This window comes from Pseudanabaena sp. PCC 9330, assembly GCF_055795045.1.
On record NZ_JAYFES010000108.1, the window covers coordinates 21,521 to 41,759 of the forward strand.

The 20,239-nt window shown below is 55.8% G+C and carries 20 protein-coding genes; 13 read left to right on the top strand and 7 right to left on the bottom strand.

Annotated elements, in window-relative coordinates:
• Positions 1 to 80: 80 nt before the first annotated feature.
• The 9 genes from urtA to AC0QKW_RS15085 all read left to right on the top strand — a co-directional run bounded on the left by urtA (position 81) and on the right by AC0QKW_RS15085 (position 9,730).
• A complete protein-coding gene (gene urtA, locus AC0QKW_RS15045; RefSeq protein ID WP_473151894.1) occupies positions 81 to 1,385 on the top strand; it encodes an urea ABC transporter substrate-binding protein in 1,305 nt (434 codons plus the stop codon).
• A 410-nt stretch (positions 1,386 to 1,795) separates the two neighbouring features.
• Positions 1,796 to 2,968 (top strand): urea ABC transporter permease subunit UrtB, encoded by a 1,173-nt coding sequence (gene urtB, locus AC0QKW_RS15050; RefSeq protein WP_473151895.1) that lies wholly within the window; start codon positions 1,796 to 1,798, stop codon positions 2,966 to 2,968.
• Between the two features lie 4 nt (positions 2,969 to 2,972).
• Complete coding sequence (urtC, locus tag AC0QKW_RS15055; protein ID WP_473151896.1) at positions 2,973 to 4,151, top strand: urea ABC transporter permease subunit UrtC; 1,179 nt, start codon at positions 2,973 to 2,975, stop codon at positions 4,149 to 4,151.
• A 119-nt stretch (positions 4,152 to 4,270) separates the two neighbouring features.
• On the top strand, positions 4,271 to 5,401 hold the full coding sequence (urtD, locus tag AC0QKW_RS15060; RefSeq protein WP_473151897.1) for an urea ABC transporter ATP-binding protein UrtD: 1,131 nt from the start codon (positions 4,271 to 4,273) through the stop codon (positions 5,399 to 5,401).
• A 302-nt stretch (positions 5,402 to 5,703) separates the two neighbouring features.
• Positions 5,704 to 6,456, top strand: a complete 753-nt coding sequence (urtE, locus tag AC0QKW_RS15065; RefSeq protein WP_473151898.1) for an urea ABC transporter ATP-binding subunit UrtE — start codon at positions 5,704 to 5,706, stop codon at positions 6,454 to 6,456.
• 10 nt (positions 6,457 to 6,466) lie between these two features.
• Positions 6,467 to 6,970 (top strand): hypothetical protein, encoded by a 504-nt coding sequence (locus AC0QKW_RS15070; protein ID WP_473151899.1) that lies wholly within the window; start codon positions 6,467 to 6,469, stop codon positions 6,968 to 6,970.
• Between the two features lie 87 nt (positions 6,971 to 7,057).
• Positions 7,058 to 7,435 carry a rhodanese-like domain-containing protein gene (locus tag AC0QKW_RS15075; RefSeq protein WP_473151900.1) on the top strand — a complete coding sequence of 126 codons (378 nt, stop codon included), beginning with the start codon at positions 7,058 to 7,060 and terminating at the stop codon, positions 7,433 to 7,435.
• A gap of 85 nt (positions 7,436 to 7,520) precedes the next feature.
• Entirely contained in the window at positions 7,521 to 8,516 is a 996-nt protein-coding gene (gene cofG, locus AC0QKW_RS15080; RefSeq protein ID WP_473151901.1) for a 7,8-didemethyl-8-hydroxy-5-deazariboflavin synthase subunit CofG, read from the top strand.
• Positions 8,517 to 8,554: 38 nt separating this feature from the next.
• Entirely contained in the window at positions 8,555 to 9,730 is a 1,176-nt protein-coding gene (locus AC0QKW_RS15085) for an MFS transporter (RefSeq protein WP_473151902.1), read from the top strand.
• Between the two features lie 141 nt (positions 9,731 to 9,871).
• Here the strand turns inward: AC0QKW_RS15085 and AC0QKW_RS15090 are convergent, their stop codons facing one another.
• The 6 genes from AC0QKW_RS15090 to AC0QKW_RS15115 form a co-directional block, all read right to left on the bottom strand.
• Positions 9,872 to 10,945 carry an ABC transporter permease gene (locus AC0QKW_RS15090; RefSeq protein WP_473151903.1) on the bottom strand — a complete coding sequence of 358 codons (1,074 nt, stop codon included), beginning with the start codon at positions 10,943 to 10,945 and terminating at the stop codon, positions 9,872 to 9,874.
• Entirely contained in the window at positions 10,942 to 12,480 is a 1,539-nt protein-coding gene (locus tag AC0QKW_RS15095; RefSeq protein ID WP_473151904.1) for an ABC transporter ATP-binding protein, read from the bottom strand. The genes AC0QKW_RS15090 and AC0QKW_RS15095 overlap by 4 nt, the downstream gene beginning before the upstream one ends.
• A gap of 30 nt (positions 12,481 to 12,510) precedes the next feature.
• A complete protein-coding gene (locus tag AC0QKW_RS15100) occupies positions 12,511 to 12,912 on the bottom strand; it encodes a RidA family protein (protein ID WP_473151905.1) in 402 nt (133 codons plus the stop codon).
• A gap of 77 nt (positions 12,913 to 12,989) precedes the next feature.
• Positions 12,990 to 13,772: a cysteine hydrolase family protein gene (locus tag AC0QKW_RS15105; protein ID WP_473151906.1), complete on the bottom strand. Its 783-nt coding sequence runs from the start codon at positions 13,770 to 13,772 to the stop codon at positions 12,990 to 12,992.
• A 73-nt stretch (positions 13,773 to 13,845) separates the two neighbouring features.
• The gene (locus AC0QKW_RS15110) at positions 13,846 to 14,961 is read right to left on the bottom strand and encodes a BMP family ABC transporter substrate-binding protein (protein WP_473151907.1); all 1,116 of its coding nucleotides are present in this window, start codon (positions 14,959 to 14,961) and stop codon (positions 13,846 to 13,848) included.
• 66 nt (positions 14,962 to 15,027) lie between these two features.
• On the bottom strand, positions 15,028 to 15,969 hold the full coding sequence (locus AC0QKW_RS15115; protein WP_473151908.1) for an ABC transporter permease: 942 nt from the start codon (positions 15,967 to 15,969) through the stop codon (positions 15,028 to 15,030).
• A 348-nt stretch (positions 15,970 to 16,317) separates the two neighbouring features.
• On the opposite strand from AC0QKW_RS15115, the gene AC0QKW_RS15120 reads away from it, so the two are divergent.
• The 3 genes from AC0QKW_RS15120 to AC0QKW_RS15130 all read left to right on the top strand — a co-directional run bounded on the left by AC0QKW_RS15120 (position 16,318) and on the right by AC0QKW_RS15130 (position 18,601).
• The gene (locus tag AC0QKW_RS15120) at positions 16,318 to 17,004 is read left to right on the top strand and encodes a GntR family transcriptional regulator (RefSeq protein WP_473151909.1); all 687 of its coding nucleotides are present in this window, start codon (positions 16,318 to 16,320) and stop codon (positions 17,002 to 17,004) included.
• 72 nt (positions 17,005 to 17,076) lie between these two features.
• Positions 17,077 to 17,979, top strand: a complete 903-nt coding sequence (locus AC0QKW_RS15125; RefSeq protein WP_473151910.1) for an AEC family transporter — start codon at positions 17,077 to 17,079, stop codon at positions 17,977 to 17,979.
• 88 nt (positions 17,980 to 18,067) lie between these two features.
• Positions 18,068 to 18,601, top strand: a complete 534-nt coding sequence (locus tag AC0QKW_RS15130; RefSeq protein WP_473151911.1) for an NUDIX hydrolase — start codon at positions 18,068 to 18,070, stop codon at positions 18,599 to 18,601.
• A 132-nt stretch (positions 18,602 to 18,733) separates the two neighbouring features.
• On the opposite strand, the gene recA is transcribed toward AC0QKW_RS15130, so the two are convergent.
• The gene (gene recA / locus AC0QKW_RS15135; protein ID WP_473151912.1) at positions 18,734 to 19,837 is read right to left on the bottom strand and encodes a recombinase RecA; all 1,104 of its coding nucleotides are present in this window, start codon (positions 19,835 to 19,837) and stop codon (positions 18,734 to 18,736) included.
• A 157-nt stretch (positions 19,838 to 19,994) separates the two neighbouring features.
• Here recA and AC0QKW_RS15140 point away from each other — a divergent pair, with 157 nt between their 5' ends.
• Positions 19,995 to 20,222 (top strand): hypothetical protein, encoded by a 228-nt coding sequence (locus AC0QKW_RS15140; RefSeq protein WP_473151913.1) that lies wholly within the window; start codon positions 19,995 to 19,997, stop codon positions 20,220 to 20,222.
• Positions 20,223 to 20,239: the final 17 nt, after the last annotated feature.

Genomic DNA, 20,239 nt, shown 5'->3' on the forward strand with positions numbered 1-20,239 from the left:
CACTAACTCTAATATCCACTCTGACGGTCTACGTGAAATTCCGGTTGCTACGTTTCCTTTTGAGTCAGGAGAGAGATTGAATGGTCACTCGATTTAATCGACGCAAGTTTTTGGTGTACGGCTCTGCCACCCTAGGCACCTCGATGCTGTTGAAAGCCTGTGGTAGCTCTACAACTACCAGCACAGACACCACAGACGGTGGCACTGAGACCGCTGCTGCCGATGGTGAAGCTATCAAGGTGGGCATTCTCCACTCCCTGAGCGGCACCATGGCTATCAGTGAAACCACTGTGGTAGATGCCGAGAAACTGGCGATTCAAGAAATCAATGCTGCGGGTGGGGTGCTGGGCAGACAGATCGAGGCCGTGGTCGAAGACGGTGCCTCTGACTGGCCTACCTTTGCAGAAAAGGCTGAGAAACTGATTGACCAAGACCAGGTAGCGGTGGTGTTTGGCGGTTGGACCTCTGCCAGCCGTAAGGCCATGCTGCCCGTGTTTGAGTCGAAGGGCCACATGCTGTGGTATCCCTTGCAGTACGAAGGCCAAGAGTGTTCGCAAAACATTTTCTACACCGGTGCTGCCCCCAACCAGCAGATTGAGCCCGCTGTAGACTGGCTGCTTGAGAACAAGGGCACAGACTTTTTCTTAGTTGGTTCTGACTACGTCTTCCCCCGGACTGCCAACACCATCATCAAAGAGCAGCTCAAGGCCAAGGGCGGCAACACCGTGGGTGAAGACTACCTGCCCCTGGGCAACACCGAAGTTACCCCGATCATCACCAAAATTCGCGCGGCACTGCCCGATGGCGGCGTGATTTTCAACAGCCTCAACGGCGACAGCAACGTGGCCTTCTTCAAGCAGCTCCAGGGCGCAGGCATGGGGCCAGACCTCTATCCTGTAATGTCGGTGAGCGTGGCCGAAGAAGAAGTGCGCCAGATTGGCCCCGAGTTTCTGGTTGGTCAACTCGCGTCTTGGAACTACTTCCAAACCGTAGAAACCCCTGAAAACGAGAAGTGGGTAGCCGACTTCAAGGCCGAGTTTGGCGACGATCGCGTTACCAACGACCCCATGGAAGCCGCCTACATCATGGTATATCTGTGGAAGCAGGCGGTAGAAGCAGCAGGCACCTTCGACATCCCCGAGGTGCGCACGGCGGCCTACGGCCAGACCTTTGCGGCTCCCGAAGGCCCTGTGACCATGAACACCAACCACCACCTGTCTAAGACGGTGCGCCTGGGCGAGGTGCGTGAAGATGGTCTGTTTGACATTATTTGGGAAACTGATGGTGTCGTTGAACCCCAGCCCTGGAATCAGTATGTGCCTGACACCATTGGGTTTGGTTGTGACTGGTCTGATGCTGCCAAGGGCGGCAAGTTTGAGATCTAATTGCTCCCTGCTCTGATGCGGTTATAGACATGAGGCGAGGGTGCAGTTAGCTGTGTCCTCGCTCTCTTTATAACCCTTAAATAGGCTGAGGCAGGTTAGTTAACTTGCGTCCTCTTTAAATGGGCCTGAATGAATAATTAGCCTCTCACCTTAGGCTTTTTAAGCCTAGCTTTTTGCGGCGATCGCGATCCTCAAACGCCTTTTTTTGTGGAGTCAAGGGTAAGAGAGCTCAGGTTAGGTTGCCTAAGGGATGAGGTTGAGTAGACCCTTTCGTTGGTCTAGTTTTGTTAGAGATGGACATTTCTAGGCCTGAGCTGCCTTTAATATCCCTATTAAGTTTTAGCCCTGTGCTATGGGCAGCGGTGGTGACGCGCTACCGGTTGTGAGTTGTTCTGAAAGCGGTAAGAGCTGTGTTAGAAGGCTTAATTGGTGGCCTTTTCAATGGCATTAGCATTGGTGCAGTGCTGTTGATTGTGGCCTTGGGTTTGGCGATTGTGTTTGGCTTGATGGGGGTCATTAATTTGGCTCACGGAGAACTGATGATGTTTGGGGCCTACACCACGTTTGTAGTGCAGAATGCGGCTAAAAGCATGGGGGGAATTGCGCCCGACCTATATATTTTTGTGGCCCTACCTCTGGCATTTTTAGTGGCTGCCCTGCTGGGCTTGCTGCTAGAGAGAACCGTAATTCGCTATCTCTACGGTCGGCCCCTAGAGACGCTGCTGGCCACCTGGGGGGTGAGCCTGATTTTGATTCAGTTTATCCGCAGCGTTAGCTGGCCGATGCTGATTGGCCTAGTGGTGTTTGCGGCGCTGTTTTTTGTCGGTCGCTGGGTGCTGACCCGCTACACCGACTGGGATCGGATATCTGAATGGGCGAACCCGGTGTTTTTGGGGCTGAGTGGCGCGATCGCAGCCCTGACCTGGTTTCTGACCCAAAGTTCTGGCAGTGCTCAGTTTGCCCGTCCCTGGTTCGGGGCTCGCAACGTGGATGTCACGCCGCCGAGCTGGCTGCGGGGCGGCGTGACCCTGGGCAGCACCCTGCAGTTTCCCTCGGCTAGACTGTTTATTATTGCCCTCACCATTATTTGCCTGGTGGCGGTCTACTGGTTTCTCAACGGCACGGCCTGGGGTCTGCGAATTCGCTCGGTGACCCAAAACCGCGGTATGAGCGCCTGTTTGGGCATTCCTACCGGTCAGGTAGATGCGATTACCTTTGCCCTGGGGTCTGGGCTGGCGGGCATTGCTGGGTTTGCGGTGACGCTGCTGGGCTCAGTCGGTCCTAACCTGGGGGGCAACTACATTGTCGACGCCTTCATGGTGGTGGTAGTAGGCGGGGTTGGCAAGCTGGTGGGCAGTATTGTGGCGGCCATGGTAATTGGCATTACCACCTATCTATTAGGTTCGGGCACCATGGCGCTGCTGTTTCCGCCGACGGACTTTTTCCAGCCCATCATTGGTTTCTTTACCTTCTTCGCCACCACCAGCATGGCCAAGGTACTGGTTTTTGCGCTAATCATTGCCTTTTTGCAGGTGCGGCCCGCTGGGCTGTTCCCGCCAAAGGGTCGTTCGGTGGAGCTATAGGGCTATGACTACAAATGTTGCCGTTCAACCGCGTCGCGCCGCCAAGGCCAGCGAAAAGCGCAAGCTGATGATCGAAGTGATCGCCGTGATTGCGATCGCCCTTTTTCTGATCGTTATTCTCCCCATGCTGCTGTCGGGGTTTCGGCTCAACCTGGTGGGGCGCTTTTTGGCCCTGGCCATTGTGGCGCTGGGCATTGACTTGATCTGGGGCTTTACCGGGCTGCTGAGTCTGGGCCACGGGATATTTTTTGCTCTGGGGGGCTACGCCTTTGCCATGTACCTAGAGCTAAATACTCTAGGCGACAGGCAACTCCCCGAGTTTTTTGGCCTCTACGGGGTGACCGAGCTGCCGCTGTTTTGGCAGCCGTTTAACTCTCTGCCGTTTACGCTGCTGGCGATTTTCACCATTCCGGCGATCGTAGCGGGGCTGCTGGGCTACCTGGTATTCCGCAACCGCATTCGCGGGGTCTACTTTTCGATTTTGACCCAGGCTGCCCTGGTGGTGTTTTTTAACCTATTTAACGGTCAGCAAAAGCTGATCAACGGCACCAACGGCCTCAAAACCTCCACCTCTATCTTTATGGGCCAGCAGGTGGGCAGCGACGGCATGCGGATGTTCTTTTATATCTGCACCGTGATTGCGCTGATCGCCATGTATGCTCTCTGCCGCTGGCTCACCAGCGGGCGCTTTGGCCGCATGCTGGTGGCGATTCGCGACGACGAAAACCGGGTGCGGTTTTCGGGCTATGACCCCACGGCGTTTAAGGTGCTGGTGTTTGCGGTCTCAGGGGCGATCGCCGGTATTGCCGGTGCCCTCTACACGGTGCAGTCGGGCATTATTTCCCCCCAGGTGATGGATATTGCCTTTTCGATTGAGATGGTGATCTGGGTCGCCGTGGGCGGGCGCGCTACCCTGGTCGGGGCGGTGCTGGGTGCGGTGCTGGTGAATATGGCCCGCAGCCTGCTCAGCGAGCGCTTTCCCGACGTGTGGCTGTTCTTCCAGGGGGCGCTATTTCTGATTGTGGTGACGGCCCTACCCGACGGCATTATTGGCTGGGGTCGCCGCGCCTTTGGTTCTACCGTTAGTTCAGCCTTGGGTGTGGCTCCCACTGACTTGCCCTACCTAGATGATGACGCCGAAGCCGATGTGAGAGCCGAAACTCCTGAGTTGGTCGAAAAGTAGGGTGGGCATTGTCCGCCATCCACCCCTGCCGATCAAGACAACCTAGCGCAAACCTCGAATAAACCCACCGTTTAACGGTGGGCAGTGCCCACCCTACCCATCCACCCCTTCACCCCACCATGAGCACTAAAGTTTTAGAGATTAAAGACGTCACCGTCAGCTTTGATGGGTTTAAGGCCATCAACAACCTCAACTTCAGCATGGATGAGGGGGAACTGCGGGTGATCATTGGCCCCAACGGCGCTGGCAAAACCACCTTTTTAGACGTGATCAGCGGCAAAACCAAGCCCACCGAAGGCGCGGCCTACTTTAAGGGTCAAGACTTGCGCAAATATAAAGAGCACGAGATCTCGCGCCTGGGCATTGGCCGCAAGTTTCAGACCCCCCGCGTCTACCTCAACCTCACCCCCCGCGAAAACCTCGACCTCTCCTGCAATCGCGAGAAAAACGTCTTCTCCACCCTGTTCAAAAAACCTCCCACCGCTGAAAAGCGCACCGTTGGCGGCCTGCTCGAAACCATTGGCCTCGACCACAAGGCCGACATCCCTGCGGCCCTGCTCTCCCACGGCGAAAAGCAGTGGCTTGAGATCGGTATGCTGGTGGCTCAGTCACCCGACCTGCTGCTGGTAGATGAGCCGGTGGCCGGCCTCACCGATGAAGAGACTGAGCAAACCGGCAAGCTGCTGCTGTCGCTAGCCGAAAGCCACTCTATTGTCGTGATTGAGCACGATATGGAGTTTGTGCGCCAGATCGCCCGCCAGGTTACGGTGCTGCACCAGGGCAGCGTGCTGTTTGAGGGCACTATGGATCAGGTGCAGACTGACCCTAAGGTCATTGAGGTCTACCTGGGCAAAGAGACCAGCCTTACCCCCGAGCAGATGCTGCTGCTGCGCATTGCCGCCACCATGGCCTGGGCCGACGACAACTTTGCTGACGTACAGCAGGAGGTGATCTTAGATCGCCTCAGCCGCAAATTTGCCCACGCCCCCGAAGAACAGGCCGAGCTGCGGGACGATCTCAAGAACCTGCTGGCTACCGAGATTCCTCTCGAAGATTTAGTGCCTCAGCTTGCCACCCCAGCCCAGCGCGAAGAAGCCCTCATGCTCAGCTATGAGGTGATTAGCTCGAACCAAATCAACCAGACCGAGGCGGTAGTTTACCAAAAGCTGCTGAGCCTGCTGGGCCTGCCGCCGGAAACCGTCAGCCGCCTGGAGGCCGCCGCGCTTGAGGAATTGGCCGAGAGGGGGTAGGTTTTGAATTTTGAGTTCTGAATTTTGAATTTAGACTCAAGCTAAATCCCTTGAGACTTAAGGAGATTTCTAGCAATGTAAATACCCCATCAATGAGTCGTTCTATCGTAGGGGCAGGCGGTTGCTTGCCTAATGCAGGGACGTTCTTTTCGAGAGATGGCCTAGGGACAATTCTGGCAGCGAAAATACCCGAGAATTTCGTTGTTTTCTAAGGGCGCAGGCCCTGCGCCCCTACCTAGGGATATCTCTTTTTCTAGAAATCTCTGAACTCAACACCAATAACTCAAAACTCCAAAATCCCTATGACCACCACCCTCCCCTCTCCGGCTCTGCAAGACCCTGCTACTGCCCCCATGCTCGATATCTCGGGGCTAAACTTTTACTACGGCGAAAGCCATATTTTGCGCGATGTGAGTATGACCATTCCCAAGGGGCAAATGGTCTGCCTAATTGGCCGCAACGGCGTCGGCAAAACCACCATGCTCAAAAACATCATGGGGGTGCTGCGGCCCCGCACGGGCGAAATTCGCTTTGAGGGACAGGTGGTAAATGGGTTTTCGCCCGATCGCCGGGCGCGGATGGGCATTGGCTATGTGCCCCAAGGCCGCGAAGTGATTCCCCGCCTCACGGTGCGAGAGAACTTGATTATTGGCCAAGAGGCGTTGGGCAGCCGGGGCCAGGCGCAAAAAGAGGTACCCGAAGAAATCTATGAGCTGTTCCCCGTGCTCAAGACCATGCTCGATCGCATGGGAGGCGACCTCAGCGGTGGTCAGCAGCAGCAGCTGGCGATCGCCCGCGCGATCATGGGCCAGCCCAAGCTACTCGTCCTCGACGAGCCCACCGAGGGCATTCAGCCGTCGATCATTCTCGACATTGAGGCGGCAGTAAAGAAAATCGTCAAAACCACCGGCATCTCGGTGCTGCTAGTAGAGCAGCATCTGCACTTTGTGCGCCAGGCCGACTACTACTACGCCATGCAGCGGGGCACCATCGTGGCCAACGGCCCCACCAGCGAACTCACCAACGATGTCATTCAAGAGTTCCTGGCCGTGTAGTCAGAGGGCAATGCACTACGTCTCTACGAAAGAGGAAAAGCTCGATCTCATTCAAGCCAGGCTCTCAGGCCTGGTGGGTCAACCGATCCTAGGCTACGAGATCGCCCAGCTGTGGTGTGAAGCCAACCAGCAATGGAGCGACTGGATGGATCTGCCACTGTTTTTGACCATTGGCGATCAGACCCGGTCTATTTCGTGGCAAAAGTTAGACGATTTAGCGATTGAGCGAGGCCGTGTGCTGCCCTTTTCCCTCGGCGGGTCTACCGTGCGCTGGCTAGGGGAAGGGGTCGCGACGTTAGATGCCATTCTGGGCGCAACGGTTACAGCCATTTCTTTGGGGCGTGGGTCAATGGTTACCGGCGACCGCGATATTGAGATTTGGACGAGCCTGCTGATCACCCTCGACAGCGGCACTACCCTGGATGTGTTCAACGCCCTCGACGAGAACGGCATTGCCCTGGTTACCCTGGGGCCTGCGGACGAGACTATCCCCATTGTGGGGCAGCCGCCCTAACCGTCGCGGGGAACGACGGAATTTGCAGAAACCATTAAGATTCGTTACATTGCAGAGGAACGTTGTCCTCCCAAACCTCCTCTCACCATGAACCGCTTTTTTGGCCTGTTGCCTAAGCCTTTGCCCCTGCGCCCTGAGTCTCGCGTTTACGATCTAAAGGAGCGTCTAGACTGGGGTGAACCAGCACTGACGATTATTGACGTGCGCGATCGCAGTGAGTTTAACCAAAGCCATATCACCGGGGCAATTTCAATTCCGCTAGACAGCCTGATGGCAACAGCACCTAAGTGTTTTGAGGTGACCCGCGACCTCTATATCTACAGCAACACCGATAGCGAGGCGGGGGTGGTGGCCGAGCAGCTGCGCCAGGCAGGCTTCTCTCGGGTGGCCATTGTGCGGGGCGGTGTGGCGGCGTGGAAGGCGGCGGGTTTTCCGGTAGAGGTGGTGACCACAGCGGTAGTCTAGGTCGTTTGGGCTAGTTTTTGGGGAGCACGGCAACGGCAGGGGGCGACTCCGGTCGGGCAGCAGCTGTATGGAGATCAGGGAATTGATGCGTGAACCCATAGCTGCTGCCCAGATTTTGCGGTTGAACCGGGTCGTCACCTACAGCCGTGCCTATACCCTGGTACCCACCTACGAATGTTTTAACCGCTGCACCTACTGCAACTTTCGCACTAACCCAGGGGTTTCTCCCTGGGTCAGTTTGTCTGAGGTGGCGGGCCAGCTCCCTATCCTGCGCCAGCAGGGGGTCTGCGAAGTGCTGGTGCTCAGCGGTGAGGTCGCCCCGGCTAGCCCCCGCCGAGGCGACTGGTTTCGCCATATCTACCGCATTTGTGAGCTGGCTCTAGAGGCCGGGCTGCTGCCCCACACCAACGTTGGCCCCCTCAGCCGTGACGAAATGGCCCAGCTGCAACGGGTGAATGTGTCGATGGGGCTGATGGTGGAGCAGGTGAGCCCAAAACTGCTGGAGACAGTGCACCGCCATGCCCCCAGCAAACGGCCAGAGATCCGCCTACAGCAGCTGACCTGGGCGGGGGAACTGGGCCTGCCGTTTACCACTGGGCTGCTGCTGGGCCTCGGTGAAACCGAAGCCGATTGGATAGACTCGCTGTGGGCGATCGCCGCCATTCAGGCCCGCTTTGGCCATATCCAAGAGGTGATCTTGCAGCCCCACAGCCCTGGCGAACGGCAGCAGCAGTGGCGAAATCCCCTCGATGCCGCAGCCCTGGTGCGCGCCGTGCAGATCGCCAGAGAGCAGTTGCCCGCTGACATCGCCCTTCAAATTCCCCCCAACCTGGTCAATCCCGAAGGGCTACGGGCCTGTCTAGAGGCGGGGGCCACTGACCTGGGGGGCATTAGCCCAGTGGATGAGGTCAACCCCGACTATGACCACCCCACCCCCGAGTCGCTGGCGGCGGCGATCGCCCCGGCGGGTTGGCAACTGCGCCAGCGGCTGCCGGTATATCCCCAGTATGACAACTGGCTACCCCCTGCCCTAAAACCTCTGGTACAGAGCTGGCGGCGGCGACTGGGTGAGTCAGCCTAGCCGGCTAAATCGGGGGTATAGAATCAGGAGTTGTATCTATGCGCCTTGCTAACAAGCCGTCGCCGCCCCTCTGGATTGGCATAGCGATTTCCTTCTATGCCTTTATTGCCATCGGCATTGCCGAAGCGGGCTTGGGCGTTTTGCTGCCCTCAATTTTGGTGGCCTATGGGCTGACCCCAGCCACTGTGACGCTGCTGTTTGTGAGCCAGGTCAGCGGTTACATCGCCGCCGCCCTGACTGGTAGCCTGGTGACAGCTCGACTAGGGCTGGGGCGCATGCTCTTGGTGGCGGCCAGTCTGCTCACTTTGGCCCTGCTGGTCTATGCCCTGGCCCCAACCTGGCCAGTGATGGTGGCGGCGGGCACCCTGCTGGGGCTGGGCATTGGGCTGATCGATGCGGGCATTAACACGGCCCTGGTGCAGGATGATCGCACGGCCCATCTGCTGGGGGCGCTGCACGGGTTTTACGGCATTGGGGCTTTCTCTGGCCCGGCTATTGCCACCACGCTGCTGGCGGTGGGGCTGGGCTGGCGGCAGGTCTACGGGGTGCTGGCTGGCCTGACTGGCCTGCTGCTGCTGGGGGTACTGCTCGCCCTGGCTTACCGCTACCCGCCGCTGCTGCAACGCCCCGCCGCTGAGGCGACCCCGGCTGGGGCACAGCTCCGGCAGGCGCTGCGAACGCCGATGGTACTTTTGTTTGGAGCATTTCTGCTGGTCTACGTGGGCCTGGAGGCGTCGGTGAGCAACTGGGCCTACAGCGTGCAGGTAATCGCCCGCTCGACGCCGTCGCTGCTGGCGGGCTACAGCGTCAGCGCCTACTGGCTGGGGCTGACGGTGGGGCGATTTTTGCTGAGCTATGGGCTGCGATCGCTGGGGGCAATCCGCACTATTACCCTGTCGCTGGGGCTGCTGATGGTGGGGCTGCTGGGCTGGTGGCAGTTGCCCCATGGGCTCGTCAGCCTGCCGCTGATTGGCCTTGGCCTGGCGGCCATCTTCCCAACGATTATCTGGCTGATTCCCAAACGGTTGCCCGAGGCGCTGGTGCCGGCGGCGGTGGGCTTTGCCACCAGTGCCGCTAGCGTAGGGGCGGCGCTGATTCCGGCGGGGGTGGGCTGGGTGGCCAGTGGGGCGGGGTTGGCAGTAGTGCCCCTGCTGATGCTGCCGCTGGCGATCGCCATGGCGGGGTTGCATGGCCTGCTGGTGCGATCGCGCTAAGGGCCTGCTCTCACGACGTTGGCGCTGATATCTCATGGGCCGGTGCTATAACCAGCCCTTGCTACTCCATAACTTGTCCTTGGGCTGATACAGGTGATGAGGACCACACCTGAGAACCAGCAGATCACTGACGGCTCTGTCTTAAAGCCTTGGTGTGGTTCTCATAGAACCGCTCAAGCCCTTGTAGGCCAGGGTGCAGGCGAAGAGAATGCCTTGCATGACAAACGCACTGGACGAGGGTAAGCCTGCAAATAGTTGCAGTGCATCCGTGGACGCAGCCAGCCCCCCCAGCAGGATTGATAGGGGAATGATTCTGAGAAAGTGCTGTCCAGCCATCCACGCGACTAAAAAACCACTGAGCCCGTAGCCGTTAGATAGATTGGGTTGCAGCCTTCCCTGCACCATGGATGTTTCAGCAATACCAGCGATTCCGGCGAGTGCACCGGCGATCGCCATGACTATGACCACCTGCCGACCAAACTTTAACCCTGCCCCCTGAGCAAGCTTGCGGTTGCCCTGCATAATTTGAAGGGAGAAACCCCAGCGGCTGCGGGTCAGCAACCCATAGAGCGCCAGGGCCGCAAGCAACGCTAGCCCTAATCCTAAATGCAATCTGGACAATCCCAGGGTGGGTAACTTGGCCGCCTCTGGGAAGGGTGCTGTTGCTGGCCACCCTAGATTGCTCGGGTCTTTCCAAGGGCCATAGACGGCGTAGTTGACCAGCAAAACGGCCACATAGTTGAGCAATAATGTGCTGATTGTCTCATTGACATCCAGCCTGGCTTTGAGCAGACCCGAGAGCCCGGCCCAGAGTGCTCCCCCCAGGGCAGCACAGGCCATCATCAAGGGCATGAGCACCCATTTAGGGGCCAGACCCAATGCTAGGACAGGGGCCGTACCCACCAAAGCCCCCAGGTAAAACTGCCCCTCGGCCCCCACCGAAATCAGCCCGAGTTTAGCGGGGAGAACGGTTGCGATCGCGCACAGCAAAATGGGCGCGGTCTTCAGTAAGGTTTCTGTCCAGGCATAGGCGCTGCCAAACGCCGCATTGAAAATCGCTGGAAATAGCCCCAGGGGAGACTGCCCAACCAGGATAAAAAAAGAGCCGCAGATAAGTAGAAAAAGCGTACCAGGAAGCAAGATCGCGGCCAAAAGTCCGTTCCCTAGGTTAAACAGAACGGTGAGCTGCTTAAGAGGCAAGATAGCTGTTTTCATGCGGCCTGTCTCCCACTCGTCATCCACTTTCCGACTTGCTGACGACTAGCTTTACGCGCTTCTGTAATCCCTACTATTTCGCCTTGAAACAAGACGGCAATGCGATGGGAATAACGCAGCAGATCATCTAGGTCTTCAGAAATCCAAAGGATACAGGCTCCAGTTTTAGCATGGTCAAAGAGCTTCTCATAGATAAATTGCGTCGCAGAAATGTCAAGGCCCATCGTGGGATAGCAGGCGATAATCAGGCTGGGGCTACCGGACAATTCCCTGGCTAAAACCAGCTTTTGCAGGTTTCCACCGGATAAGTTGCCAGCAGCCTGATCAGGGTTTGGGGGTTGTACGTTGAAGGCCTGTATGAGCTGGAGGGCATGGGCTCGCTGCTTAGCCCGCCGAGGAAAAAACGGCATGCGTTTAATATCTTTTACGACTAAATTTTTAACTAGATCTAAATCAGCAGCTACACCATTCTGAAGAGGTTGTTCTGGAATATAGGCAATATCATGACGTGCTCTAGAGAGCACGCCAGCCTGGTGCAGGGGCGCTCCATCTAAATGAACAGTGCCCTGGCTCAAAGGGAGCAACCCTGCCATCGCATCAGCCAGCATTTGCTGCCCATTGCCCGCCACACCCGCAATGCCGATAATCTCACCGGAGGCGATTGCTAAGTCAATGCCACGCACGGTGTTTTGCCCATGGGTAGACACCTCCGCAGGCTCACCAACCCAAAGATTTTGGATGTGAAGACGCGGACAGGCCAATGACGGTGGGGCAGGATGAACCACCGGTAACTCGGTTTGCCCCACCATCAGATGGATCAGGTCTTCAGCAGCAAGAGGCTGCTCTGGCCCCGGTTGCTGATGGTTGTGGGCAAGGCATACCTCCACTACGCGTCCTTTGCGCATCACCGCAATGCGATCGGCACAGGCCAGAACGTCTTCTAACTTGTGGGTAATTAACACGACAGCATGGCCCTGATCCGCCAGTTGTCGAATCAGTGACCAAAATCGCTGCGTTTCAAGGGGCGTTAAAACAGAGGACGGTTCATCTAAAATAACTACCCGAGCATTGGCATCGAGCACTTTGACGAGTTCGACCAACTGCTTCTCACTCACCGTCAGGTCATTGACCCGATTGCTGGGCCGTATCGTCGGCGCTAGCTGCGACAAGCAGGAGTGGGTATTGACCCAGTGGGTGCGATCGCCCCACTGCCACTGAGGCGTTTTGGCTGATGCTAGCATCAGATTTTCAGCCACGGTTAAGTTATCAATTAGGCTGAATTGCTGAAAGACCATGCCAATGCCTAAGGCCATTGCAGCATGGGGCGAATCGATGGTGACCAGTCGGTCATCAATCAGGATGCACCCTTCATCTGCCTGATAAAAGCCGTAGAGAATTTTCATTAGGGTGCTCTTGCCTGCGCCATTTTCGCCCAATAGCGCTAGCACCTCCCCCGAAACAATATCGAGATCGACCCTATCGTTAGCAATCAGCGAATTAAATCGCTTGGAGATGCCTTGCAGTTGAATGTGCATAACCCTAAAGAGCGAATCAAACCAGGGGAACTACAGAGATGGGCGACGGGCAACGCAATCTACTTCCACACGAGGCCCGCGCACTAGACTAGATACCCCTACGCAGGTGCGGGCAGGGAGGCGTCCTGAGGGAAAGTAAATTTTGTAGACCTGGTTAAAGAGAGCAAAATCTTCGTCTAAATTTGTTAGGTAAACACCTACACGCACTACATTTTCAAAATCTAGATCTAAGCCAGTTAGAACAGACTTGAGATGCTGAAAGACAAGGTGTGTTTGGGCTTCAATTCCTTCCGGAATCGGCGCTGTAGCATCATAGGGATCTAACGGTGTTTGTCCCGTCAGAAATATCCACCCATCAATCTCAGCGGCATGGCAAAAAGGCCCGGTAGGCGTTGGCACACCCTCTACCATGTGAAAATTTGGAGTATTCATAACGTTAATCTGCAATTAAGGGCAAAAACGTGGATGCTAAGCAGTATGGATACTAAGAAACTCAGAGACTATGGCGATCAAAGCTGAGTTAAACCTTTTAGCAATGCTTGAGACTGGGCAACGAAGCCATAGAGTAATTTTACATTGTAAAGTGTGGCATCAATGCAGTAGTTAGGCGATGTGGTAGCCGAACAATCTTCTAATAAAATGCAGTCGTAGCCTAGAAATGTTGCATCTTGAAAAGTTGATAGGACACACTGATCTAGGTTGACACCTCCCACAAAAAGGGTGGTGATGCCCATATTGCGTAGAATGCTATCGAGTTCTGTGTCCCAAAAGCCACTAAACCGATGTTTAGTAACATGAATATCCTGCTCCCCAGGGTTTAGCTCGTCAACAATCGCAGCGCCCCAGCCCCCTTTTCTCAAAACATAGGATTGCTTGGGCGTGAGTTCATTGAGCCCGAGGCGTTCTCCTGTAGGGCTATGGGCATGGAGAACTGACGGGGCAATATTAAGCAGATCCGGTCTTACTCCCCAGTTCAGCCAAATGATAGGAATTTGCTTGGCACGGCACTCGGGCACTAGTTTGCTAAGGGGTTGAATGGGGGCGCGATCGCGCTCATAGTCAACCCCAATCACATCCAACCAACCGCCTTGGGTGCAGAAATCATTTTGCATATCTACAATCAGCAAAGCGGTCTTCGAAGCATCGACCACGATCCGTTGGGGGTCAGCATCCACACGCATAGGGCGGACAGAACGCGGCGATCGCGTCATATCCACTTCCGCTGGGGATACCAACCACTGACACCCCTCAGCGGCTCCCATCGCTCTGTTTTTACTAATGTCAGCAACCATTGTTTTAGTTCTGTTGAAGTAATCTTGTTTGCCCGTCGGCTAGTTGGTGATGCCTAGCCGACGGTGTTGGGGTCTAAGAGGCTGAACCAACCACCCCTTTGACAAGGTAATCTATGGTTTCAATTTCCTGAATGTCCATGGCTTTGCTCTCGGGCACAACAACCGTCCCATCCTGTTTCGCCAACGGCCCCTTCCAAACGGTTTTCTCACCTGAGAGAATGGCATCTTTGGTCGCTAAGACTAACGTCTTAATTTCATCACTCACGTCTGGGCCAAAGGGGTCTAGCACCACATCGCCATTTTTGAGGGTGCCTCTTCTGTGCTCTGGTTTCCAGGTGCCAGCGTTGATCTCTTCAACCAGCTCCAGCATCATTGGCCCCCAGTTCCAAGATGCGCCTGTCAACCAAGCTTTGGGAGCCCGATCTTGAACATCGACATCTTTGCCAATCGCATAAACGCCTCGTTTCTCAGCGGTTTGGGCGTAGGTCAGCGGTGAGTCTACTTGGCCTGCGATCACATCCGCGCCGCTATCAATTAGGGAGTTGGTTGCCTCCGCTTCCTTGGCTGGGTCGAGCCATGCTCCTGTCCAAACAACAGTGGTGGTGATGTCTGGATTGACACTCTGGGCACCCAACGTAAAGGCATTGATTGTGCGCAACAGTTGTGGAATTTGGAATGCCCCTAAGAATCCTAATTTGTTAGTTTTGGTCATTGAGCCAGCCACCATGCCAGCTAAATACATCGCGTCGTCGCTATCAGCCCAGTAGGTACCCACGTTATCACTGGTTTTTAGCCCACCGGCATGGAGAATGCTAACGTCAGGATGTTTCTGGCCTACTTCAATGGCATAGTCTAGATAGCCATAGCTGGTGGCAAAAATAATCTTGTGGTCATCTTGAATCAACCGTTCCATGACCCGCGCTACATCCGCAGTTTCTGGAATATTATCGAAGTAAGTGGTTTCAACATTCTCAAGGTTAGCCTCGACATACTGCCGACCTAAATCCATTGAATAGTTGTAGCCCATGTCTGTTTGCGGGCCAACATAGATGTACCCGATTTTTTGAGCTGTGCCTGAGGAAGAGCCCTCAGATAATGTCTGGCTCGAAGGGGATGGCGAGCAGGCAATGACAATACAGGCAACAAGGGTAGAAAGAAGAGCCAAAATCCGGGCTTGTTTTAGGCGCATAGCAGAGTCCTTAGAGTTTTAGCAACAGAGAAATGGGAAAGGGAAACGCACAGGCATCGTTAACGTTTACGTTATGTTGTCAAACACAGAGCGCAGGCCATCGGGCATACCGCCCCGTTGGCCTGACTGACGGTGGTTAAGCATTAAAACAACGATGGAGACCAGGTAGGGCAGAGTGCCCAGCAGGTATGGAGAAATCGGCGCACCTACCGCCTGCAACCGCAACGCTAGGGCCTCAGACCCGCCAAAGAGTAGCGCCACCGGCAGGGCAAGATAGGGATTCCAGCGGGCGATAATCACCAGTCCTACCGCCACTAGCCCACGGCCTACCGTCATGCCTTCCGCCCAGGTCAGGGTGTAATCAACCGAGAGGGCGGCTCCGCCGAGGCCGGATAGAAAGCCGCCAGCCAAAATTCCCTGACACTGGATGTGGAATGGGTTGAGGCCCATGGCATGGGCCGCTGGGATAGATTCTCCGACGGCTCGCCACGTCAGACCGGTTTGGCTGCGGTACAGCCACAGGCCTAGCAAGGGAGAGAGGGCAATGGAGAGGCCAATGACTGGGGTCATTTCTGTGACTAAGGCCCCCAGCACTGGCACCGATGCCAACCCTGGAGCCTGGAGGGTGTAAAACCCATGACTGAGCTGTTGACCGACAAACTCGCGCCCAAAGAATGCGCTGAGGCCAGAGCCAAGAATCCAAACCGCTATACCACTGGCGATTTGGCTGCTGCGACACACCAAACACAAAAATAGGTGCAGGGTCGATAGCGCTAACCCGGCCAAGCCACCGGCTAGCAAGCCCAGCCAGGGACTGCCACTGGTCACTGTGACCGCAAAGCCGGTCATTGCCCCGACTAGCATTTGCCCTTCTACACCCAAATTAATTACCCCAACTCGCTGGGTGAGGGTTTCGCCCAGCACAACAAACAGCAGCGGGGAGGTACTGCGCAGGGCAGATATCAATAGTCCATCCAAGACTGCGATCGCAGAACCAGGAGCGGCCATGGCCGTCTCCGATGTCAGCAACCAGGTAGCAGTCACTCCGCCCAGGGACAGAAGGAAAAGGAGCGACCATCGCCAGGACGGTGGCCAAGACTGGGTTTTAGCTAAATTGGTCATGCCTAAGGTGCCCTGCTGGAAAGATCTAACTACGGGTCACAGGATGGCAAAGACTATAAGGGCTATAGCTAGCAAGAAATGTAGTGCAGCCTACAAAATATAGCCTGCATCATATATGATCCATGGTGTTTGGCAAAGGTGGCATAATAATGCCAAGATTTAGACTCTCTCTAAGTGAGAGTGCGGGCCACATCTAGCCCTTCATTCATGGCTATATATTGAGGAGTTGGTGGCTTGGTTTCTAAACTTCAACTAGCATCCTTAGCAGGCACTCCCCGCACCACCCATGCCACGGTGACCGAAAATCTGCGCAAGGCGATTTTGCTGGGGCAGATTCCAGCGGGCACGCGTCTGGTGCAATCTGAATTGGCTGAGGCGCTCAACGTGAGTATTACGCCTATTCGCGAAGCTTTGCGAGAGCTGAGTACCCAGGGATTGGTAGATCTAGATGCCTTTCGTGGGGCCGTGGTGCACACCCCATCGTTACTAGAACTCGAGGAAATTTACGAGATGCGATCGCTCCTCATTCCTCTCAATATCCGTCGGGCGATCGCTCGCATTACCGATCAAGACCTGAAGCAAGCAGAAATTTTGCTGCTGCAAATGGAAGCAGAAGCTGAACAAGCCCGCTGGGTTGATCTAAATCGTCAGTTTCACAACCTTTTAGATGACATAGCCCAAACCCACCAGATTTGTAAGGTCTTGCAACGTCTATCTGACCTATCAGCGATTTATGTCAATCTTTCCCTATCGATTATTCCCCTGCAAAAGGAGGAGTCTGAGCAAGAGCACCGGCAGATCTACCAGGCCTATCAAGAGCGGGACGCAGACGCTGCGATTCGGCTAACACTCCTTCATTTAAACGGCACGCTGGAAGCAGCCCGCAAGTCAATCTCAACCTTTAGACTTGAACCAACTTAATTAGAAAAACAAGTTGGTATTGGCTATGAGATCATTCACAGGCCATCAACACCAGGCCTGGTATGCCTATTTATGCTGATTCAACTCCTGCCCATGATCGCGGTGGCCTTCATCGGGTTTGGGCTGAGGCGGGCTGGGGTACTGGGCTCTAGCGATGCCAAGACCATTGGCACACTGCTCACCCACCTGGCGCTGCCTGCGGTCATTCTGCGATCGCTAGTCACGGCTTCTATTACCCCAGACTTGATCTACCTGCCGCTGTCGGCCTTGGTGGTGGTGCTCGGTCTGACGGCGATCGCATTTATTGGCGTGCGATCGCTGAAGTGGGAGAGGCCCAAGGCCGGGGCTTTGATGACGACCTTTCCCACCTTTGAGGGCGGTGCGGTGGGCTATCCCATCATGCTGCTCACCTTTGGCGATGTGGGCCTCAGCCGAATCGTGCTGTTTGACCTAGCCCAGGCAATCTACCTACTCACCGTGGTCTATTGCCTCTCTGCCTGGTTTGGTCAGGCTGGGGTGACGGGGCGAGCAGTGGCGCTGAGGCTGGCCCAGACACCTTTCTTTTGGGCGATTGTTCTAGGCTTGACGGTAAACGCTTTGGGCTGGACAAATGCCCCGCTGCTGGATCTGTTGAACATCGCCGGAGGGGGCTTCCTGCTGTTAGTCCTGCTGCTGCTGGGAATGGAGTTTCAAGTTCAACTTTCTTCGGTAGGGCGCTACATGCTCCTGGCTCTGGCCAAAATCACCTGCGGGTTGATCCTCGGTTGGGTCGCGACTCAAGCCTTTGACCTCCAGGGCGTTGAGCAAGCTGCTGTGCTGGCTGGAGCGGCCCTGCCCCCCAGTATGCTGACCCTGCTCTTTGCCCAGGAGAACCACCTCGACATCCGCTTTGTCAGCAGCTTTATCTCCGCTGCGGTGCCGCTTTATCTGGCCGTGGTAACGCCCCTCCTAGCCCAGCTAGCGCTCTCCCCCTAGCTGGGTTGGCCATTCTAAAATGACCGATATGAGCACGAAAGCTGGAGGTGTCAATTGAAGCAGCTTTATTGATTGGTTAAGTAGTGCCATGAACCCACAGAATTTTATTCCAGCCGTTTTTGCCCATACCCCATTTGATCCGGAGGAAGCCGAGTCTATCGCCGCCACGCTGGCGTTTCTAGGCGAGCATCAGCGCTGCTGGCAACGAGACAACTACGTGGGTCACCTCACCGCCTCGGCCTGGGTGGTCAACCCCGCAAAATCTCACGTGCTGCTGACTCACCACCGAAAGTTTGACTGCTGGCTCCAAGTGGGGGGCCATGTGGATGAGGGGGATGTCTCTCTGCTGGCTGCGGCCCTGCGCGAGGCCAGGGAAGAATCTGGCATCGAAGCAATTGAACCGCTACAGACTCACATCTTCGACATCGACCATCACCCCATCAACACCGGCAAAGAGCCGCCCCATGTGCATTACGACATTCGCTATCTGCTGGTGGCCAAGACAACGGACTATGTAGTCTCTGAGGAATCCAACGACTTGGCCTGGGTGCCCTTGGTGGAGGTGGCTACCCCTGGGCTATTCACTGCCCTACAGCGAATGGCCCAGAAGCTTACCTGCTAGCGTGCGCAAAGCCGTTCTGAAAGGGCAGTGCACTCCTTTCTCTAGGTAACCTAAATTCATACAAAAATCCCCACCGTAAGCTGTTGGGTAGCCACGGCAGGGGTTTTCAGCAAGCGGAGCTAGAGAGAATAGTTACTCATTCTCATCCAGATATTCTTCATCTTCAACCTCAATTTCGACATCCGCCGTATCAACAGTGCCGCCGATCTCTAGCTTTTCTCTCACCTGGGCCTCAACCTTCTGGGCAAACTCAGCATCTTCAAGCAGCCGCTGGATGGTGTTGTCGCGCCCTTGGCCCACATTGTCGCCTTCGTAGCTGTACCAGGCACCCTTACGAACGATCACCCCATGCTGCTCGGCCAGGTCAACCAAACAGCCCATGCTAGAGATGCCCTGGCCAAAGAGAATGTCAAACTCTCCAATGCGGAAGGGAGGGGCTACTTTGTTCTTGGCCACCTTGACCTTGGCGCGAATGCCGTATTCTTCGGTGCCCTTCTTTAGGGTTTGGATGCGGCGAATGTCGAGGCGCACCGAGGCGTAGAACTTGAGCGCATTGCCCCCGGTGGTGACTTCTGGGTTGCCGTAGGAAATGCCAATCTTTTGGCGCAGCTGGTTCAAAAAGATGACCGTACACTGCGACTTGCCAATGCTGCCGGTGATCTTGCGCAGGGCTTGGCTCATCAGTCGGGCTTGCAGGCCCACGTGGGCATCGCCCATTTCGCCCTCAATCTCGGCCCGGGGTACTAGGGCCGCTACTGAGTCCACCACTACTACATCAATGGCCGACGATCGCACCAGTTGATCCACGACTTCCAAGCCCATCTCTCCGGTGTCGGGCTGCGACACCAGCAGTTCGTCCACATTTACCCCCAGGGCGGCGGCATAGATCGGGTCGAGGGCATGCTCTGCATCCACAAATGCCGCTACCCCGCCCATCTTTTGCACCTCGGCTAAAACATGCAGGGCCACAGTCGTCTTTCCCGAGCTCTCAGGGCCATAGATCTCAATAATTCTGCCCTTGGGTAGGCCACCGCCCAGAGCCAGGTCGAGGGTCAGTGCCCCGGTGGGAATGGTTTCCACCTTCATGCGGGCGGCATCGCCCAGGCGCATGATCGCCCCTTTGCCAAAGTTGCGCTCAATCTGACCGAGCACCAGAGTCAGCGCCTTATCTTTCTCGACCTGCTCGGGTGACTTCTTGGTAGTTTCTTCTGATTTGCTGCTTTTTCTGGCTGCCATGATTCCCTTGGTGTACAGAACAAGACCCCTGAACCCCAGAACAGTTGCCTTTGTTGTATCAGTTTAGTACACTTGTCCTAAATCGCAATAGGTAGTTATCTCAGTCTGCGCGGCATAGCTGAAATTTAAACCTCTAATGGGAGGGGAGGTCAGGCCCATGACCAAACAAAGCTTAACGACACTGATCGCCTCCTCTGGCTGGATGATGGCTGTAACCCATCGGGCGAGGGGCTATCGCTGCTGGGTCATTACCCCCGAGCTAACTGCCCTCACCGACGGTGAAACCTACATGACTAGCCAAGATGCGCTAGAAGCTGCCCGTAGCCTGGTGTACTGCACCACGGGGCCACAGATCGACTTTAGCCGCTGCCGTCTCTATGACTAGGGCCGCACAACAAGCTC

Excerpts from the sequence above, each read along its gene's own strand:
- urtA (WP_473151894.1), top strand. The coding sequence starts at position 81 with ATGGTCACTCGATTTAATCGACGCAAGTTTTTGGTGTACGGCTCTGCC.
- urtC (WP_473151896.1), top strand. The coding sequence starts at position 2,973 with ATGACTACAAATGTTGCCGTTCAACCGCGTCGCGCCGCCAAGGCCAGC.
- urtD (WP_473151897.1), top strand. The coding sequence starts at position 4,271 with ATGAGCACTAAAGTTTTAGAGATTAAAGACGTCACCGTCAGCTTTGAT.
- urtE (WP_473151898.1), top strand. The coding sequence starts at position 5,704 with ATGACCACCACCCTCCCCTCTCCGGCTCTGCAAGACCCTGCTACTGCC.
- AC0QKW_RS15070 (WP_473151899.1), top strand. The coding sequence starts at position 6,467 with ATGCACTACGTCTCTACGAAAGAGGAAAAGCTCGATCTCATTCAAGCC.
- AC0QKW_RS15075 (WP_473151900.1), top strand. The coding sequence starts at position 7,058 with ATGAACCGCTTTTTTGGCCTGTTGCCTAAGCCTTTGCCCCTGCGCCCT.
- cofG (WP_473151901.1), top strand. The coding sequence starts at position 7,521 with ATGCGTGAACCCATAGCTGCTGCCCAGATTTTGCGGTTGAACCGGGTC.
- AC0QKW_RS15085 (WP_473151902.1), top strand. The coding sequence starts at position 8,555 with ATGCGCCTTGCTAACAAGCCGTCGCCGCCCCTCTGGATTGGCATAGCG.
- AC0QKW_RS15090 (WP_473151903.1), bottom strand. The coding sequence starts at position 10,945 with ATGAAAACAGCTATCTTGCCTCTTAAGCAGCTCACCGTTCTGTTTAAC.
- AC0QKW_RS15095 (WP_473151904.1), bottom strand. The coding sequence starts at position 12,480 with ATGCACATTCAACTGCAAGGCATCTCCAAGCGATTTAATTCGCTGATT.
- AC0QKW_RS15100 (WP_473151905.1), bottom strand. The coding sequence starts at position 12,912 with ATGAATACTCCAAATTTTCACATGGTAGAGGGTGTGCCAACGCCTACC.
- AC0QKW_RS15105 (WP_473151906.1), bottom strand. The coding sequence starts at position 13,772 with ATGGTTGCTGACATTAGTAAAAACAGAGCGATGGGAGCCGCTGAGGGG.
- AC0QKW_RS15110 (WP_473151907.1), bottom strand. The coding sequence starts at position 14,961 with ATGCGCCTAAAACAAGCCCGGATTTTGGCTCTTCTTTCTACCCTTGTT.
- AC0QKW_RS15115 (WP_473151908.1), bottom strand. The coding sequence starts at position 15,969 with ATGGCCGCTCCTGGTTCTGCGATCGCAGTCTTGGATGGACTATTGATA.
- AC0QKW_RS15125 (WP_473151910.1), top strand. The coding sequence starts at position 17,077 with ATGCTGATTCAACTCCTGCCCATGATCGCGGTGGCCTTCATCGGGTTT.
- AC0QKW_RS15130 (WP_473151911.1), top strand. The coding sequence starts at position 18,068 with ATGAACCCACAGAATTTTATTCCAGCCGTTTTTGCCCATACCCCATTT.
- recA (WP_473151912.1), bottom strand. The coding sequence starts at position 19,837 with ATGGCAGCCAGAAAAAGCAGCAAATCAGAAGAAACTACCAAGAAGTCA.
- AC0QKW_RS15140 (WP_473151913.1), top strand. The coding sequence starts at position 19,995 with ATGACCAAACAAAGCTTAACGACACTGATCGCCTCCTCTGGCTGGATG.